We start from the raw sequence: 15,543 nt of genomic DNA on the forward strand, positions 1-15,543 counted from the left end.
AATCGCTCATAGTACTCTGAGAATTGGTGTTCTCAAAACTCGTGTCGCCACTGTAGGACCCGACCACCGCAATACGGTGGACTGGTACGAACTGCCACCGATTCGACGGCCCGTTTGGACGATCTACACGGTGGGGGCGACCTACAATACACTACCATCCCCAAGCTCTTATAATTATCCCTCCATGGAGTTGGCTTAGAAGGTTGACTACTAGTGACTAATCCGATATGGAGCGATAGATAGCTTTTCCAATAACTTGGCAGAATTGTCCGGTTTTGCGTTCGGCGAAGGCCTCATCCACTACAAGATTGGCTATCATAGGATTCGTGATAACGCCGTTCTCGTCGAGAATCGACAGAACGTGAGTAAGCGCCTGTCTCGTCGTCTCTTTGCTACGGGGGTATTGTGGTCCCGTATCCAGCACACCACAGTTTCCGCAGATAGTTCGTTCTTCTCGAGAGGGTTCAACGACTTGGCCTCGGCCATCCGTCCGATCAGGCGGGACGTCGTCGACCGGAGTGCCGTACTCATCGAAGGTCTTGGACGTCTCGAGCGGCCAGCCTTCGGGTTCATCGGGGAATTGGACAACAGGGTTAGGAGCCAAGGGAGCACAGCACCAGTAGCAGAAATCTCTGTGCTCAATAAGGGTTCGAACGAACGTCTCGCCGGCCTCTGGATTCGGGTATACGAACTCGCCGCTACCGACGTCTGAAGGAGCTGACTCACTCATTGATATCAGCTCCGTTCCCACACAGGCTGGTCGTCTGTCTCGTCGACGTCGTCGAACGCACTCGAGTGCTCCAGGTGCTTGTGGCAGACGTCCATTCCGGGGATTATTGGATTGTCACAGTTGCCGTGATACTCCGTCTCGAAGCCACAGCGGGGACGGTCGCATTCTTCGAGTCCGCCTTTCGGTGGGCGCTTCGGGCTATCGAACTGCTCGAGGTCGGATTGTCGTGTACTCATAGATGGATTCGGTAGACTGTCGCGTTCGTCGAGTCACGCCACACTTCCAGCGCCCCTTCACGGACCATATCGCCCATGTACGGCGATACTCGCTGTGCGGGGACGTCCAACTCCTTGGCGACGTGCGGTGTCTTTACGTGGCTGTTGCCACGATCGTGGTGCTCGCGAACGCACTCACGAACGGCTTGCTCGAGGTCGGTTTGTTCTGAACTCATACACGATATACTCCCTCCGATGGTTCGGCCATATTTTCCGCCGTATCCCCGTCAGGTGCCAGTAATTCGTCTATCCAGTAGCCGATCGTTTTCTCGGCAGCGCCCCGACTCTGTAAGTGGTCGACCAATTCATCATGGTCCACACCGTCACGCCCGTTCTGGTTCTGTCGGACGTAGTGAACGATATGCGGGGCAAGTGGTTCACCCTCGAGTGAATCCGTGTCGTCGCCACCCTCACCCCCGCTTTCTTGGCCGCTATCGGTGTTGCCGCCGTCTGATTCACCGGAAGTGTCGTCTGTCTCGTCGACGTCAGTGTCCTTCTCGGCGTTGTCGTCAGGGTCGAACCCATCTAATCCGGCGTTGTGACCGTCGTCACGGTCGTCATTGTTACCTTCAAGAATCTCTATGGGGTCAGCTGAATCGCCAACAGTCCCGAACGCTTTGTACCCGCGAACCGGGTGCGCCTTCCGATCGGTTCGGACACTCGTAACGTATCCAAGGTCCGAATCCTTGGCCGCATTCGTGAACTTGTTCTGCCCTACAAAGTCGTGGCCGTTCTCCTGACACCATGCACGGTACACTTCCCACGCCTCATTCGTACTGATATTCGGAGCGTCAGGGTCGTGTTGTGCTACATTCGACAAGAAGTAATCCACAGAGTCGCCCCAACTCTGCCACTTCCGGCGGGTTTCGTCCGGCGTCGGTGGTACTTTATCGAACTCGCCGTTTTCCATCAACCGGCCCCACCCTTCGATCGCCCAGTTGAGCACAGCCGAGAGCGTTTCAGGCTGTTTGAGTTTCTTGCCGAGTTCCGGGTCACGCTTGTCCGACCCTTCAGGGAATTGATTATCGAAGTGGACGATGATCCACCGTCGCCAGAACGCGGTATCATCGTCACTCACGGGGACGGCCGGCACTTCATTTGTCGCGAACAACATCCCACCGTCGTAGGTGAACTTGAACGGGCTTTGATACAGCCGCTTCGCCTGGATTGAGTCACCGCCGGTCAACTTCTTGAAATTGGCGAGATTCTTCCCCTGGAGCGAGCCGCCCTCGAGTTCAACCGAGATATTCGCTAGACCGCCGTGCATTTCAGCGAGAGACGTCTTCTCGCCGAAGTCGAAGGGTGACACACCCGTCACATTATCGTCCCCCAAGAACGCCTCCATCGTATTCAAGAACGTACTCTTACCGTTCTCACCACCACCAACGAGTAGTAGCGCACGTTCAAACAGGTTCTCTCTATGGATGCAGTGGCCAGCGTATTCTTGAACGGTGTTTATCATGCTGGATTCGACCACTTCACCGACGAACGGATACCACACACTGCCATCCGCGTCGGGATCGTAGTCGGCCTGCACTCTGGTAAGCGCGTAGTCTTCGGGTTTGAGGTCTCTGAGAGCGTCCGGTTCGTCGTTATATGCTTTCTCGAGGTCCAAGAGACCGTTTTTGACTGCGACGTATCCGGCTTCAACACCGAACTCGTCACCCCACACTTCGGCCATGGGATCGGCACGAACCTGATTCTTCAACTCCTCAAGTACGTTGCCGCCGTAGTTCGTCGATCCGAGAGCCTTCCGTGCGGCGTGTCTAAGCGCCCGTTCACCGTCCGGGTTCCACGTCCCCGTTTCGGGATCGAACGCCCAGAGTTCGTCGTTCTCGCGGTTTACACGGACGTGTGTCTCGTCACTCTCCTTGACGAGTTCCCACACGTAAGCGGCTTTCTGGCGGTCGTTCAGGTCGGCTATTTTATCGTCCTCCCTGAGTCCGGCATACGATCGGACCATTGACGGGGTGAGAACTTCGCCCGACACATCGGGACCGCTGTCTGTCGCGTCCACAGTCGCAGTACCGCCGTCACCGACCGGGGTACTTGGCTTCGGAACGTTCCAGCCGCCTTGCTTTGCATTGTGGATCAACGTCGCGACAGTGACACCCGAACCGCTATCCGCGTTGTTCCAGACGTGTTCAACCGTCCGCTCGGCCTGCTTGTCCCACTTGTTGCCGCGCTGTGACCACGACTCGAAAATGGAACGCCCCTGACTGCTACTATCAAAGTCGTGAACAGCGAGGGCGAGCCGATACCAGTCGGGGTACTCGAGGTCCGGGTTGATATGACCCAATGCCTCTTCGACGTCGCCGGCCTCGAGCCACTCGTCACCGTCGTAATCGTTCGTCTGAGCCCCTATTGAGTCACTGAGTCGTGGAGCTTCCCCGTTGGTGTTCTGGAAGGCTTCGAATAGCCACGACGTCGGGTCAACACCCGCGATACTTCCGCCACTATCCGGGTGCGTATCGCCCGTGAACGTACAGAACTTGTTTGTGAGTACGTCCACACCCTCGTGGTCGTCAATCTGACTGTCTGACCACCAGTCCGGCACGTCGCTCGCGACGATCGGGATATGGAGCCCGTTGCCAGACGGGGAGTATTCGATATACGTCAGTGCATCCGCGAAGGGTGCCAAATCTGGCACCCACTCGAGGAGGTCGCCGTTCTCGTCGTATGCACCATCAATGTCGATACAGCCGTACACGCCCGCTGTGTAGTCGTCGTTATCAGCGGCCATGACATAGCCTATCCCCCAACTATCCCGCGTCTGTGCGGCTTCAACAGCGTCCTCAAAGGAGTTCCAACAGTCCGGGTCAGACCAACTGATTGAGAAGTCCCCTTTCCAGTGCGGACGTCGTGGTGTTTCTGCCGAAGCGTCCCACAACAGCCATTGATCCCGGTTCTTCAACTCATCGGGGATAGAACCGTAGTCCGTCATAGCCGTACCTCACAATGGCAGGCTTCGGCTACCTCGAGCCACCCAGCGCTCAGAGTCTCACGAGTATGTGTGTCGATACCACAGCCATGGGCTGACGTCACCGTCTGAACTGGCGGCTTGTCTCCCGAAAGGGTGTAGAACGCAGAAGGTGTCACGCCCTGCGTGCCGATCCCCGCTTGAATGCTCACTCTTGTGCTTGTACGGCGACTGTACGGATGGTTGGCATATAAAGCCACCCTTTGTGTGCGAGAGAGCCACCCTTTGCGCCCGAGTTGGAAATTCAAGGAGGGACGACAGACATTATGAAAAGTACAACATAAAGGGAATGGGATACATTCATATAGCCGGGTCTATTCTTTCCACACGTCACGCCCTGCGTGTCCGGCCACCTTGTGCTGGGCACCAGACTCAAACGCCAAATAGAGCCTTCTACGTAGGTGTTATTGGCGGAACCGACCGCCACTATTAAATTGTACAGGGGAGTATAATAAAATGTCACGCCCTGCGGCCCTGCGGCTTCTACTCCGTTTTCTCGGCAGTTTCAGAGTGATAGCGTCGCTGCTCGAGACGTCGCCAATCTGACCCGCTCGAGTAGCCACAGCAGTTGGTATTCGAATCGGGTTGTAGTCGGTGTAGTCGCGGGGGGTGGGGTACAACTCTTTTCTACAGAGAGCACACCACAGCGATACTCTCCCGTCTCACTGACGCGACTTTGCCTACCCCCACCGACTACACCGACTACACCACTCAGAAACAAGAGAGTCAAAGGCTGAAAGTGCTGTATATCCGTAGACGGGGGTTGTGGATTGTACCCGGTTGTAGTCGGTCTACTCGAGACTAGAGGTGTAGACGTCGATCGGTGTGTGCGTGAATCAACCGTCGCGAACGATAGCAGCAGCTCTAGATAAGCGTCTCAGAATGGGTCAATACTTTATATAATTCAAGTGTGGGTCACCCCATCCTTTTTCGAGAGTGCGACCGGATACGTCTGCGTTTACCTTCTCGGCTGCTTTATCGCGGGCTTTCGAATTGTCCGACTTCGTGGAAACGTTTCCACGAGGTTCATCACTATTGGATTGGATATCTTCGTCGTTTTCTGTATCGTTCTCATCAAGATCGGTTCGTTGTCCTTGCCTCTCTCGAGCCCGTTCTTTCTCTATCTGTAGTATCTCGTCGAACTCATTCACTATCTGGCCCGGACAGAAGCGAGATATAGCGAAGAAGTATTTGTTAGAGGAATGGGGTGGGGATGAGAGTCAGAAGTCGATAGCGGACAAACTTGGTGTTTCAGAGTACACTGTCACAACCGCTAAGCAAGAACTCGAGGATGATGGAAAGGAATTTGGGGACAAATCCTTTTCCAAACCCGAGCAGAAGCAGCAAGTACGCTCGTATCTCAACGAAAATCCCGATGCATCCAACCGTGATTCACTCAAGCCACACAGGTCCACCATAGGCGTCCTTATAGCACCGTCTGTGTACCGGCTCTTCGCGTTTATTCGGGATCGCCTTCTCGAGGTCGACCATGTCACCGCATAGGTCGCACTCGGCTCGGTGGCCGTGCATTCGAGCGTCGACGGAGAGGTCTTTGGTTTCGATATACAGCTCTTGGAGTGCTCGAGGGGTAAGCCGAACAAACACCTTCTCGCGGTCCTCTGTGTTCTCGCGTTCCGGTGTGTAGGATAGCACCCAGTCTTGGCCGGGTTCACCGTCGCCGGCTGGCCCTAGAGAGATAGTCTGTGCAAGGTCGTCAGGAACGTAGTGCCATGTATTGCCCTTGAACCGTGGATAATGCCCTTCGGGACGGGGGTTCTCCGGGTCGACGTCGTCGCGATCGTTGCCCATAGTTCACTCACCTGTGAAATACCACGTATTTCCTCGCTGTTCGGGCGCATCAACACCAGGGAGTTGTTTGAAGACTTCTCGAGCGCACGAATCCCAGAACGTGTATCCACGGTAATGGTTACTGCTTTCTCCATATCCGAACTTCCGTTCGTCGCTGTATTCGTCAAAGGCGCTGTTGGCTAACTCTTGTGTCGTTGCCTCACCCTTCTCTCGAAGCTCCCGCCAAGCGTGTAGAATAGCCTTCCGACGTACTTCTTTGGTTTCAGCACCACGCCCTGTTACGTCGGCCCCCTCGAGTACATCCTTCGCTTGCTGTTCCGTGATTGTTTCTCGAGGCTCTGGCTCGCTCTCTCGCGGTTCGGGAGTTGGCTCGGGGGAAACATCACGTTCAACCGGAGACCGCTCTGCCGGCGTACTGTGGCCTTCTTGTGGACTGTCGGTACAGACTATCTCTTGAAGGTCCTCGAGTAGATCGGGGCGGTGTTCTCTGAGTATTTCGACGTCTTCCGGTAGTTCGTCCTCAATCTTGGTTCGAACTCGAGAGACAGCCACGTAGGGGTTGTCTTTGGTCTCTGGATTCTGGATCGTTTCTCGTTCGGATTCAGTGAGCAAGGCGCGTCGGCCCATGCCCATAGACTCTTGGCTCATTGTGTTACCACTTACGGTAATGGTTTCCACACGCGGGAACATATGATTACCGAATATGGAAATGGTTTCTGCATATGGAAAGTATTAAGTTGCCACATACGGTAAGTAGTGATAGAGACAGACCGGACACTTGGCGACTATCTCACTCGAGAATCGCCAACGGTGTTGAAGGCACCGTCAGCCGGGTTGTCTCGAAGCTCAGAGAAACCCATGAACGCCTACGAACCCCGAAGCCAAGAGAGTAACGCTACGCAAATCGCCTTTGACGAGAGGTCTAGTGACTGCGAAGTCGTCGAAACCAGCGACGTCTGGGAAGGACCGTTCCCCGAATACGACAAGTACGGTAATCTGACCGGCTGCTCCTACGTTCGGTGCCGCGACTGTGGCCGTGAGGTTCTTACCGGACGCAAAGAGTTCGCCAGCCACCGAGACGGCTGCCGATTCGAAGACAACTAACCATGTCGGAGAACGCCGGCGAATGGGAACGGATCGCCCGTCAGTTGATCTACGACCAACTAGTCCACGACTGCATTGACCGTCTCTCTGAGGCGTTCAAAGAGGTCGGTGAAGACATCGCGAACGGGAACGACGTTACGGTCGAACATCTAAATCACCTTGCTCACGCGTTCAGTGAAGTGCTGTTCTTCATTCGTGAGTGCATTGTCCCGCTTGTCGACGAGATCGACAATGACGAACTGAAGGTATTCTTCGAACTCGAGGATCGACCGGTACAGTCTGATAACTAACCATCTAAGGGGATTCACATGAACACAGACAACGGAAATAACGGGGAAGGCAAAGCGCGAACGAACACCTGCGACACTACTGACGTCGATCCCGAAGCGATCCGGGCCGAATCGTTCGATAACTACACCGTTCCCACTGGCCCGGCCATTGAACGCCACATGAACGAACTCGACGAGAACGGCGTTCGTGTAGTCGTCAATTGTGAGTGTGGGGACGACGTCGAAACCAAGGCACTACCGAACACCAAGACCTTCGGTTCAATCTGCCGCGACTGTGCCGAGGCTCACCTTTGGTCTGAAGGACTGCTTTAGACGACTGCTCTCTTTCTAACGCCGTTCAGTAGACTTCTAAAGCCGATCATAGTCAATACGGTATCTCGAGTAGGGACATATGCGGTTGACATGGCTCATGGTTGGTTCTCCAGCCACTCACCGGAGCTGGAACTCCGGTCGGTCGGTGGTCCTACACCGGCCACGGCCCGAAGCTAATGACTTCGGATTTTACTGTTTTCTGTGCTATAGACGTCTCTATAGTAGTGTTTGATCCGCTCGAGGGTAGGGTTCGAAGGCTACAACAGAGGGATTAGACTAGGCCAGCGTCCTCGAAAGCCTCATTGACGACGTCGGGAGTTGGCGCGTTCAAGTACGGCTCGATCGCCTGAAAACTGTCCCATCCACCGACCGCCATAACGACTCGAGGGTTCACCTGCTTATCGACGAGAAGCCGCTGTGCGTACCGACGTCGAAGATCGTGGGAACTCACATGGAGATAGTCGTCGTCACCCGTTTCCTCCGCTGCTTGCTCCGCTGTGCGCTTCACAACGGCTCGAACTCCCCGTTCGGTAAGATCAATCAATGGCTCTCCCCTATCGATGTCTACGGCATTCTGATAGCGGTGGATGTCACCTTCGACGTCCTTGGGTAGATAGGCGTCCCGTGGCTTTCCACCGTTCCCTGTGGTGTCCTTGCCTTCGGGAATCCGTAGCCGGTAGTGGTCCCCGTCGTCGGTCCGTTTGACGTGTTTCGGTTGCACCTGCGGAATTTCGAAGGCTCTCAATCCGACGTAGCCACCAAGCTGGATAATGAGGTCGTCGCGATGGTTGGCAGCCGCCCGCCGTAGTTGCTCGAGTTCGCTGTCTGTCATCCACACCTTGTATTGGTCCTGCTTGCTGGTAGCCTCGAGCCTCATGTAGACTTCTATAACAAGGTTGCACTAAATACCTATCGAAGAACATGAGTTATTGAGAAACCGGATTGATAGACGGGTCAATAAGCGAGGTGTGACCGATCCGTTTCCGACTTGTATAATAAGTCGTCACAACAGAGACCTCGGGAAGGGCTAATCAGCCGAATCTACTACCGAGACGATTCTACAGTACGGTTTTCGACGTCGAAGTGTGGGGGTAAAGGTGGGGAGAACCGGGTTGCATTGATCCCTATAGATAGGTCTCTGCATAGGTATCGACATAGGGTATGCAGAGTTGTATATTACAACGAGTCTATTCGTCCATTTCTCTAATCAGCCGTTGTTTGATCGCACCACGAATCCACTCAGCACGGCTGTCGCCGTACTCAAGCACGTCATGGACTTCCTCAAGCATTGATTCCTCTATGGGGACAGTGATGTCTTTTCTGCTCTCCATACAACTTGTTCTGAGAGCTATAACCACGTAAACGCTGTCCACCACGCGAGGCGAAAAGTGACGTGGTGATGTGGTCATGTGGTGTTCCCCGATCGACGTCCTCGAGAGTTTCGGACAGCCCTCGCGCGCGTTACCCTGTCACAAAAGTCAGATAGAGCAGCGAGTGCCATGGGGTGTTTTTCTGGTACAGCCATGGAGTTCGTTTGCTCAAGTTATAGGGTGTGTTCGTTTCTGCTCTTTAAGTGGTTCTGGTCACAAGGTGAAGCTATGACGCGAGGTCGTTCTCCTTGAATTCTCACCCCACAGACACCGCTATGCTAGCATAGCGTAGGGAAAGAACCGGACAGAACGCCGCTCTCGCCCTACTCGAGGGAAACAGACCATTCGCCGTCTGCTACAATACCAACCCAACCAGGGCCGTCGTGACTGAAGGTAGTCGAACCGTCGTATTCCCCGATCTCGTTGAACACACCTTCGGAGAAGTCGCCCACTTCGGGATAGACGCTCACCTGGAAGTTCCGTTCCCCATTGTGCTCGCCGTCAGCAGTGTGTGTACCATCGAAGTCGAACGGTCCAAAGACTCGGTTGCCTTCGCCGGACAGCTCTTGTGGGAGTGATTCGACGTCGTTGGGGACAGGCTGTTGAACCTCTATTTCCCATTCCCCATCGGCGTTTACCTCGAGCATATACTCGCCCATTTCCACCAACTCGGCTGTCTGACCATCGTACTCACCAATGTGGTTGACGAAATGCTCATCAAACTCACTGTCGTCGACAAGCCGAACCTGGAAGTTCCGTTCACCGCTTGAGTGAGTAGCGTCAACGACAGTTAGGCCACCTTCGATTGATACACCGTCGATGACGTCGTCACCGGAGCCGTCGAACGATTGAGGGTCTATTTCCTCTATTTCTTCAGGCTCATCGTCCGGTTCGTCATCGGTATCGTCGTCAGTCTCTTCCGGCTCATCGTCGTCTGTGTCGGTTTCATCCCCATTCCCGTCCGTACTACCCTCTGAGTCACTGTCGTCGCTTGTATCGTCTACCTGGCCGGTATCGTCACCGCTGCTGGTGTCACCACTAGCACAGCCAGCAAGGATCGTTGTAGCCCCCACAGCGTTCGCTATAATGAACTCTCGTCGGTCCATGTTACTCAATCTGAATACTGTGTGAAAAGTACAGTGGTCTAATACTTACGCTATAACAGTACCGTTCTATCCCATCCGAGTGCTCGCCCGACGAGCACTCTTGGTTAGCTTCTCGTCGACCACGGTTGAGGCACGATCGTCGATGAACCGATTGAACTCTCGGTCATTGAAGTCAACGTTCGTTTCGAACACGACTTCTTGCAGTGCTCTTTTGAAGGCAACTGTGAGGTCTTCTCGAGTGAGTGGGTCCTGTGAAGACTGTCCACCCTGTCCATTGGCCGAAGCCTGAGCGAGTGGTTCAATACCCGGCGAATCCATCCCCTCGAGTTGGGTCTCAAGCGTCCGGTCAAGATCGCCACTACCGTCCTCAATTCCTTGGCCGAAGGTCTGAGGTAGGGCTTCGCCCGATTCATCCAGGTCGCTCAACGGTCCTTCTTCGGCTGGTGAGCTAGGAAGCCTATCGCGAACGTCGTCAACTACACCTTCCACAGCATCCACCGGAGCGGAAGCCATAGCCCGAATACCGTCAGCAAGGGCTTCCATCATCGAACGACCGTAGTCAGTGAATCGGTCAACCTGGCGCTCGAGAAGATCGTTGAGCATGGTTACGGCACCTTCGAAGTCCCCACGGAGAACGGCCAGACCCGCCCGAACAACGGTTGAAAGCGTGTCCATCATGGACGTAAACAGATATTCGACCGTCTCAACGAACGGCCGAACGATCGCCATGATGGTGTCCCCGTGGTCGTTCCAGAACGCTTGCACCGTCTCGAGGTTATCTTGAATCGTTCCAACGTACCAGTCGAAGAACTGTTGAAGGTATGGCTGAATCCACTCGACAAAACCCATAAATGCGGCCTGCCATACTTCTGCTGTCTGAATGAAGTCTTCTTCGACAGGTTGCACGTACTGGTTGTAGATCCCACCGAACCAGTTGAATAGACTTTCGAGCGGTGGTCTCACAACAGAGACGAACGTCTGCCACCGCTGTTGAAGGGTTGAAACGGCTTCCCCGACACCGTCACGGAGTACGGATATAACGGGACGGATTGCGCCAACAATGGAGCTAGCGACGTCTCGAGTTAGATCCTGTATTCCGCCCAGGTTGTTGTCCCATGCATACCAGAGCGCACCGACAGCGGCCGTGATAGCTGCCAGAGGGGCAAGGATTGGGGAGAGGGCCGTAACCGTTGCAGCGGCCGCTGGAACGACAGCGCCCAACTTGACGGCAGCGAGTGCCGCCCATCCCGCTTGCATGGCCGGAATGAGTGTTAAGAGCGTACCGAAGCCGGCGATAAGGGGACCTGCTGCAAGAGCCACAGCGCCTAGACCAACCGTAAGTTGTTGTTGAGTGTCCGAAAGGTCCGCAAACCAGCCCGTAAGTCCACGAACTCTATCAAGCAACGACGTCGCCACCGGCAAGAGGTGTTGACCTATCTCAGCCCGCATTTCCGAAATGTCGGCCTTGAGTGCCCGGGTTTGGTTGGCGAAGCTTTCGCTCGTGCGGGCCGCGTCACCGGCTGCTGTGGCCGTATCCTCTTGAATTGCGATAAGACGGGCCTGTGCGAGTTCCGCCTGAGTAGCCTCTTCCCGACTTTCAGCAATCCCCTCGTTCATCAAGATTTGTTCTTCTCTAGCTGCTGAAAGGTTGACACCAAAGTCGCGTACTGCTCTGCCTTGCCCCGAAAGAGCACTCTCGAGTTTAGATTGAACCTGCTGTTCCGACATGTTCTCGAAGGACGCCAGGTCAGCAGTTAGGGACGTGAGTTCCTGGCTCATTTCTGCCGTTTCGTCCGTACTCGCGCCCATAGCGTCAAGCAGAGACCCAAATCCAGCGGCGTACTCTTGGAGTTGGTGTTGAGACCGACCTATTTCATCGGCATGGGTATCAGCCCATTCAGTGACGTCGTCAGCCGAAGACTGGAATACCTCTGAGAACTTCGACTCCATTTCTTCGACTTCACTAGCGGTTTTCAGTGAAGCCGCTGCAATACCAGCCAACGGAGCACTGATCCCCGCCGTCATAGCAGCGCCGGTCTTTTGCAGGCTCGAGCCAAGGTTAGCCGCCCGATCCCCGAACGAACTCAGTTCGTCTTGTGAGTCCTGAAGTTCAGATTTAAACCCCCCAGCATCAAGAGTGAGTTCTGCACGGAGCCGTTCAAAAACCACCTTAGTTCACCTCCTCGAAAGTCCTTTGAATCGCCTTAGCGACCGTCTCGTCACTCCATTCACCGCTTCGCCACTTCTCGCCCCAGGACTCTTTGACACACCACGTAGCAGTCTCTCCGGTCGGTGCGTGTGCCGTCACCTTCAGGTCGGCAAGATCCCCGTCGCCTTGTGGGGGAATGAACGCACCCCCGATATAGCGGAGTTGGTCGGCCTGTTCGTAGCCTGTTCCCTCGAGAATCGTATACTCGAGTTTGACGTCGTCACTCTCGGTGAGTTCGATTCGGTGGACGTCCACCCCCTCGCGAGTAAGTGAGTCACAGAACCCACCTATAGCAACTAATTGGTCAGTCGATGCACCGTCCGGCGTGAAAATGAGTTCCTCAGTGTTCATTGTCGATAGGCACCCTGACAGCGTCAACGACGTCAGCGGCGTTCTCTGCCGGTCCATGAATCTCCCGGCCTTCGCGTTCGGCTCGCTCCCGTTCCATTACGTGATACATGTTGAACTCAAACCCAGTCGGGTCCTCATCCTCAGTGTGCTCTTCCAGGTCGTCCAAGCGATTCGAGATAGACCGCTTACCTGCCATATCCGTACTCCTCGCGAAGATTTTGCATAAGAATCTCCGGGAAATCCTCAAGAGTTCGTTCCTCGCTGCTCTCAAGGTTCTCAATCCGGTTCTCGAGTGACTTCTTGCTCATTGATCTACCCCCTTGAACCACTCTTCCCACGGTTCGGTAGGGTCCTCAAGACTGTCGTCAATATCCCGTAGCCAGTACTCTGCCATAGAGAGACGGTCGTCAGACTCACTCTCGAGTTCGTCAAGCCGGTTTTCGATGGTTCGCTTGCTCATAGGTTCAGCTCCCTCCCTGGAATTTCCTTCATGAGCGTTCCATCAATTCGGACAAGCCCACGGTCTTTGTCAACCGTCTCAATCTCGTCGGCAGAGAGAACCTGACAGAGCGATACGTTCGGATAGTCCCCACCCTTGTCGATCCGATCAATCCGGTTCTCGAGGTTTCGCTTACTCGTCATTGAGTCGATCCCTCAGAATAGGCGATACCGTGTCCTTCATGAGCTGTCCATCCACCCGAACTATGTTTCGCTCCGGGTCTACCTCCTCGAGTTCGTCGGCTGCGATAAGTTGGGCAAGGGAAACCTCTGGATAGTCTCGCCCCTCGTCGATTCGGTCAAGTCGTCGCTCAATAGTGCGTTTGCCCGTCACTGTTCGATCCCCTGTCTCTCTTCGATTCGAGCAAGCCGTTCCTCCAGCTCCTCGAGTTCCTTATCACGCAGGATCTTCCGGCGTTCCCCTTGGGACTGAACGATCAACCGAAGGTATTTGATCCGAATACGCTCCTTTTCGGGGCTTCGAATCCGTCCGTCACCAAGGCTCTTGTACCGTGCCTGCTCGGTAATGTCGCTAAGTACCGCTAAGGCGTCGTCTCTCTGGTTTTGAATCTCGTCAGAATTAGGTTCGTCAGTCATTGTATTCCCTGTTTTCCGTAAAAGAGTCCGTCACAATGTGGTCCGTATATCCCGCTAAAGTCGGTCACTCAAAGACGTCGAATACCATCGTCATTCGGACCGAACTGCATACCACCGTCTTCCGCTAGTTCACGCTCGAACTCTGCCTTCAGACGCTTCTGTTTCGAGAACTTGTCCGCCGTTCGAAGGGCATCAGCCATACCCTCATGGCCTTCACGGAGACACCGCTCGTAGAATCGTAGTACCTCAATCTTGGCCGAACTCATGAGGTTGTGGTCATCCGTACTCTGGCCTTCCAGGTCGATCGGTTTCGAAGCCTTCCGACGTCGCTTCGCTTTCTTCTCGACCTGCTCTTTAGCCCATTCAGCGGCGTCTCCGTTCCGTCGTCGCTTCTCGGTACTGTCGTCGGTGTTGGATTCACTCGTACTCATTGGTTGATCCGCTCCGCAAGTGCTTCCGGCGTGTTGTCTAGGAAACGGTTCGTTGCTTCAAGGACCGCTCGAAGCGTCTCGAGTTGTTCCTGAAGATCTTCACGTCGACCCTTCGGGAGAATTCCTCCAAGAGCCTCCATTTTCCTCTCGAGGCGTTCAATTTCGTCCGCAACAGCGTCCTCGTTACTAAGGAGCGCCTCATCGTATCCCTCGAGAATTTCTTTGGTTCGATCGACGTCGTTCGATTCCCCTGATTCGTCGGTAAGCCCCTCGAGATACTCCGGTTCAACCCGGTCCTCGAGAAGACTAATCCGTCGTTCTTGATATTCGTCGTTAGTACTCATACTGGGTATAGTAGTGCTCTCCGGTGGTGTCACGGGGACGGGAAACCGAGAGGCGGTAGGACATCCTACCGCTATCGGTCCATGGACCTGGAAGCATCTGCCGACAGATGGATAGTCGGAAGGAATCACTGCTGGGGTAACAAGCCCCGGTAGTTCCGGGACAGAGAGCCACATAGCTCCCCGTCCCGATCGTGCCACCGGAGAACCATCTCAATTATTCGTCGATTCCAGTGCTGTAGTTGTCGGGAGAGTCGGCAAGCCCCTGGATACCATGAAGGGTAATCATGGTAGAAGCGTCCGACTGTGAAACACCGACTTCAGCAGCGAACTCATTGATTGTCTCACAGCCGTTCGCAACTGCTTGGAGTTCCTCCCCACGTTCGGCAGCTAGCCCACCGCCCGAACTATCACTTCCCGCGATACCAGTACCGTATTCGTCGGGATCGGCGTTCTGTGAACGTTCCTGTCGCGCCTGGAATCGGTCAACGTGAGCCTGTTGTGCTCGAGTCGTACTCCCGGTGAGTTCCTCGTCTGCCCCTTGAACCCCGGTACTGTAGGCCTCGAGTTCGGATTCGCCCGAACCGTCCACGTCTTCGAGGTCGTCCTTGTGGATAAGACCGAGTCCGTCCGCTAGTTTCTCAACGACGTCGTCAGTAAGTTGTTCATCCATCAATCCATCCAGTTCGTCTTTCGAAATGTCTGCCGTACTCATTGGTATCAGTAAGAGCCTCGGTTGGTGATGCCACGCCCGTCACGACGTACAACGACGCTTTCGTGGGTTGGTTTGAGCGGCTTGCATGGGAGTAACTGATTCGCGGCTGTCACGCCCGAACAGAGCCAACCGACACCGGCATTCGCGACGGGTTACGTGCCACCAACCGAGAGGATCGCTTAGTTATCGGTCAGTGCCTTCGACAAAGTCCTTGCAGAGATGAACCACAGTCTCGCCCTTCGAAGGCTGGAAACCGAGTTCGTCCGCAAGCGCGTCCTGGGCGTCGTCAACTACTGACTTGTGCTCAGGGCGGAAGGATACTGTTGTGTAATCGCTCATAGTACTCTGAGAATTGGTGTTCTCAAAACTCGTGTCGCCACTGTAGGACCCGACCACCGCAATACGGTGGACTGGTACGAACTGCC

The 15,543-nt window shown here is 54.7% G+C and carries 23 protein-coding genes; 2 read left to right on the forward strand and 21 right to left on the reverse strand.

All coding sequences use genetic code 11. The features are described 5' to 3' along the window. Window positions 1–217 precede the first annotated feature (217 nt). The 7 genes from GRS80_RS10205 to GRS80_RS20400 form a co-directional block, all read right to left on the reverse strand. Complete coding sequence (locus tag GRS80_RS10205; protein WP_160047476.1) at window positions 218–730, reverse strand: hypothetical protein; 513 nt, start codon at window positions 728–730, stop codon at window positions 218–220. Window positions 731–735: 5 nt separating this feature from the next. Further along, window positions 736–966: a hypothetical protein gene (locus tag GRS80_RS10210; protein WP_160047477.1), complete on the reverse strand. Its 231-nt coding sequence runs from the start codon at window positions 964–966 to the stop codon at window positions 736–738. Continuing rightward, window positions 963–1,181, reverse strand: coding sequence for a hypothetical protein (locus GRS80_RS10215; protein ID WP_160047478.1), 219 nt, complete (start codon window positions 1,179–1,181; stop codon window positions 963–965). The genes GRS80_RS10210 and GRS80_RS10215 overlap by 4 nt, the downstream gene beginning before the upstream one ends. Next, window positions 1,178–3,949: a phage/plasmid primase, P4 family gene (locus tag GRS80_RS10220; protein WP_160047479.1), complete on the reverse strand. Its 2,772-nt coding sequence runs from the start codon at window positions 3,947–3,949 to the stop codon at window positions 1,178–1,180. The genes GRS80_RS10215 and GRS80_RS10220 overlap by 4 nt, the downstream gene beginning before the upstream one ends. 923 nt (window positions 3,950–4,872) lie before the next feature. Next, window positions 4,873–5,136, reverse strand: coding sequence for a hypothetical protein (locus GRS80_RS10225; RefSeq protein WP_160047480.1), 264 nt, complete (start codon window positions 5,134–5,136; stop codon window positions 4,873–4,875). A 241-nt stretch (window positions 5,137–5,377) separates the two neighbouring features. Next, window positions 5,378–5,794 carry a hypothetical protein gene (locus GRS80_RS10230; protein WP_160047481.1) on the reverse strand — a complete coding sequence of 139 codons (417 nt, stop codon included), beginning with the start codon at window positions 5,792–5,794 and terminating at the stop codon, window positions 5,378–5,380. 3 nt (window positions 5,795–5,797) lie between these two features. After that, window positions 5,798–6,442 carry a hypothetical protein gene (locus GRS80_RS20400; RefSeq protein ID WP_200840366.1) on the reverse strand — a complete coding sequence of 215 codons (645 nt, stop codon included), beginning with the start codon at window positions 6,440–6,442 and terminating at the stop codon, window positions 5,798–5,800. A gap of 458 nt (window positions 6,443–6,900) precedes the next feature. Between GRS80_RS20400 and GRS80_RS10240 the strand changes: the two genes are divergently transcribed. Next, window positions 6,901–7,188 (forward strand): hypothetical protein, encoded by a 288-nt coding sequence (locus tag GRS80_RS10240; protein ID WP_160047482.1) that lies wholly within the window; start codon window positions 6,901–6,903, stop codon window positions 7,186–7,188. A gap of 18 nt (window positions 7,189–7,206) precedes the next feature. Beyond that, on the forward strand, window positions 7,207–7,500 hold the full coding sequence (locus GRS80_RS10245) for a hypothetical protein (protein WP_160047483.1): 294 nt from the start codon (window positions 7,207–7,209) through the stop codon (window positions 7,498–7,500). Between the two features lie 271 nt (window positions 7,501–7,771). Here the strand turns inward: GRS80_RS10245 and GRS80_RS10250 are convergent, their stop codons facing one another. The 14 genes from GRS80_RS10250 to GRS80_RS20690 all read right to left on the reverse strand — a co-directional run. Continuing rightward, complete coding sequence (locus GRS80_RS10250) at window positions 7,772–8,377, reverse strand: site-specific integrase (RefSeq protein WP_160047484.1); 606 nt, start codon at window positions 8,375–8,377, stop codon at window positions 7,772–7,774. Between the two features lie 310 nt (window positions 8,378–8,687). Then, complete coding sequence (locus GRS80_RS10255) at window positions 8,688–8,831, reverse strand: hypothetical protein (RefSeq protein ID WP_160047485.1); 144 nt, start codon at window positions 8,829–8,831, stop codon at window positions 8,688–8,690. Between the two features lie 362 nt (window positions 8,832–9,193). Beyond that, the gene (locus GRS80_RS10260; protein WP_160047486.1) at window positions 9,194–9,976 is read right to left on the reverse strand and encodes a hypothetical protein; all 783 of its coding nucleotides are present in this window, start codon (window positions 9,974–9,976) and stop codon (window positions 9,194–9,196) included. A 66-nt stretch (window positions 9,977–10,042) separates the two neighbouring features. Continuing rightward, on the reverse strand, window positions 10,043–12,145 hold the full coding sequence (locus GRS80_RS10265) for a phage tail tape measure protein (protein ID WP_343161527.1): 2,103 nt from the start codon (window positions 12,143–12,145) through the stop codon (window positions 10,043–10,045). 1 nt (window position 12,146) lies between these two features. After that, window positions 12,147–12,536 carry a hypothetical protein gene (locus GRS80_RS10270; RefSeq protein WP_160047487.1) on the reverse strand — a complete coding sequence of 130 codons (390 nt, stop codon included), beginning with the start codon at window positions 12,534–12,536 and terminating at the stop codon, window positions 12,147–12,149. Further along, window positions 12,526–12,702 carry a hypothetical protein gene (locus GRS80_RS10275; RefSeq protein ID WP_160047488.1) on the reverse strand — a complete coding sequence of 59 codons (177 nt, stop codon included), beginning with the start codon at window positions 12,700–12,702 and terminating at the stop codon, window positions 12,526–12,528. Before GRS80_RS10275 ends, GRS80_RS10270 begins: the two co-directional genes overlap by 11 nt. A gap of 19 nt (window positions 12,703–12,721) precedes the next feature. Continuing rightward, window positions 12,722–12,844: a hypothetical protein gene (locus GRS80_RS20945; RefSeq protein ID WP_255455266.1), complete on the reverse strand. Its 123-nt coding sequence runs from the start codon at window positions 12,842–12,844 to the stop codon at window positions 12,722–12,724. Next, entirely contained in the window at window positions 12,841–12,996 is a 156-nt protein-coding gene (locus tag GRS80_RS10280) for a hypothetical protein (protein ID WP_160047489.1), read from the reverse strand. Before GRS80_RS10280 ends, GRS80_RS20945 begins: the two co-directional genes overlap by 4 nt. Beyond that, window positions 12,993–13,178, reverse strand: coding sequence for a hypothetical protein (locus GRS80_RS10285; RefSeq protein WP_160047490.1), 186 nt, complete (start codon window positions 13,176–13,178; stop codon window positions 12,993–12,995). The genes GRS80_RS10280 and GRS80_RS10285 overlap by 4 nt, the downstream gene beginning before the upstream one ends. Before the next feature lie 186 nt (window positions 13,179–13,364). Continuing rightward, entirely contained in the window at window positions 13,365–13,631 is a 267-nt protein-coding gene (locus GRS80_RS10290; RefSeq protein ID WP_160047491.1) for a hypothetical protein, read from the reverse strand. A gap of 68 nt (window positions 13,632–13,699) precedes the next feature. Next, a complete protein-coding gene (locus GRS80_RS10295; RefSeq protein WP_160047492.1) occupies window positions 13,700–14,062 on the reverse strand; it encodes a hypothetical protein in 363 nt (120 codons plus the stop codon). After that, a complete protein-coding gene (locus GRS80_RS10300; protein WP_160047493.1) occupies window positions 14,059–14,580 on the reverse strand; it encodes a hypothetical protein in 522 nt (173 codons plus the stop codon). Before GRS80_RS10300 ends, GRS80_RS10295 begins: the two co-directional genes overlap by 4 nt. Window positions 14,581–14,620: 40 nt before the next feature. After that, window positions 14,621–15,118: a hypothetical protein gene (locus GRS80_RS10305; RefSeq protein ID WP_160047494.1), complete on the reverse strand. Its 498-nt coding sequence runs from the start codon at window positions 15,116–15,118 to the stop codon at window positions 14,621–14,623. Between the two features lie 183 nt (window positions 15,119–15,301). Continuing rightward, the coding region (locus tag GRS80_RS20690) for a hypothetical protein (protein ID WP_235019711.1) at window positions 15,302–15,543 on the reverse strand (242 nt) is incomplete at its 5' end.

This window comes from Natrialba sp. INN-245, assembly GCF_009807105.1.
Lineage (GTDB): Archaea > Halobacteriota > Halobacteria > Halobacteriales > Natrialbaceae > Natrarchaeobius > Natrarchaeobius swarupiae.

Excerpts from the sequence above, each read along its gene's own strand:
- GRS80_RS10205 (WP_160047476.1), bottom strand. The coding sequence starts at position 730 with ATGAGTGAGTCAGCTCCTTCAGACGTCGGTAGCGGCGAGTTCGTATAC.
- GRS80_RS10210 (WP_160047477.1), bottom strand. The coding sequence starts at position 966 with ATGAGTACACGACAATCCGACCTCGAGCAGTTCGATAGCCCGAAGCGC.
- GRS80_RS10215 (WP_160047478.1), bottom strand. The coding sequence starts at position 1,181 with ATGAGTTCAGAACAAACCGACCTCGAGCAAGCCGTTCGTGAGTGCGTT.
- GRS80_RS10220 (WP_160047479.1), bottom strand. The coding sequence starts at position 3,949 with ATGACGGACTACGGTTCTATCCCCGATGAGTTGAAGAACCGGGATCAA.
- GRS80_RS10230 (WP_160047481.1), bottom strand. The coding sequence starts at position 5,794 with ATGGGCAACGATCGCGACGACGTCGACCCGGAGAACCCCCGTCCCGAA.
- GRS80_RS20400 (WP_200840366.1), bottom strand. The coding sequence starts at position 6,442 with ATGAGCCAAGAGTCTATGGGCATGGGCCGACGCGCCTTGCTCACTGAA.
- GRS80_RS10240 (WP_160047482.1), top strand. The coding sequence starts at position 6,901 with ATGTCGGAGAACGCCGGCGAATGGGAACGGATCGCCCGTCAGTTGATC.
- GRS80_RS10245 (WP_160047483.1), top strand. The coding sequence starts at position 7,207 with ATGAACACAGACAACGGAAATAACGGGGAAGGCAAAGCGCGAACGAAC.
- GRS80_RS10250 (WP_160047484.1), bottom strand. The coding sequence starts at position 8,377 with ATGAGGCTCGAGGCTACCAGCAAGCAGGACCAATACAAGGTGTGGATG.
- GRS80_RS10255 (WP_160047485.1), bottom strand. The coding sequence starts at position 8,831 with ATGGAGAGCAGAAAAGACATCACTGTCCCCATAGAGGAATCAATGCTT.
- GRS80_RS10260 (WP_160047486.1), bottom strand. The coding sequence starts at position 9,976 with ATGGACCGACGAGAGTTCATTATAGCGAACGCTGTGGGGGCTACAACG.
- GRS80_RS10270 (WP_160047487.1), bottom strand. The coding sequence starts at position 12,536 with ATGAACACTGAGGAACTCATTTTCACGCCGGACGGTGCATCGACTGAC.
- GRS80_RS20945 (WP_255455266.1), bottom strand. The coding sequence starts at position 12,844 with ATGAGCAAGAAGTCACTCGAGAACCGGATTGAGAACCTTGAGAGCAGC.
- GRS80_RS10280 (WP_160047489.1), bottom strand. The coding sequence starts at position 12,996 with ATGAGCAAGCGAACCATCGAAAACCGGCTTGACGAACTCGAGAGTGAG.
- GRS80_RS10285 (WP_160047490.1), bottom strand. The coding sequence starts at position 13,178 with ATGACGAGTAAGCGAAACCTCGAGAACCGGATTGATCGGATCGACAAG.
- GRS80_RS10290 (WP_160047491.1), bottom strand. The coding sequence starts at position 13,631 with ATGACTGACGAACCTAATTCTGACGAGATTCAAAACCAGAGAGACGAC.
- GRS80_RS10295 (WP_160047492.1), bottom strand. The coding sequence starts at position 14,062 with ATGAGTACGAGTGAATCCAACACCGACGACAGTACCGAGAAGCGACGA.
- GRS80_RS10300 (WP_160047493.1), bottom strand. The coding sequence starts at position 14,580 with ATGTGGCTCTCTGTCCCGGAACTACCGGGGCTTGTTACCCCAGCAGTG.
- GRS80_RS10305 (WP_160047494.1), bottom strand. The coding sequence starts at position 15,118 with ATGAGTACGGCAGACATTTCGAAAGACGAACTGGATGGATTGATGGAT.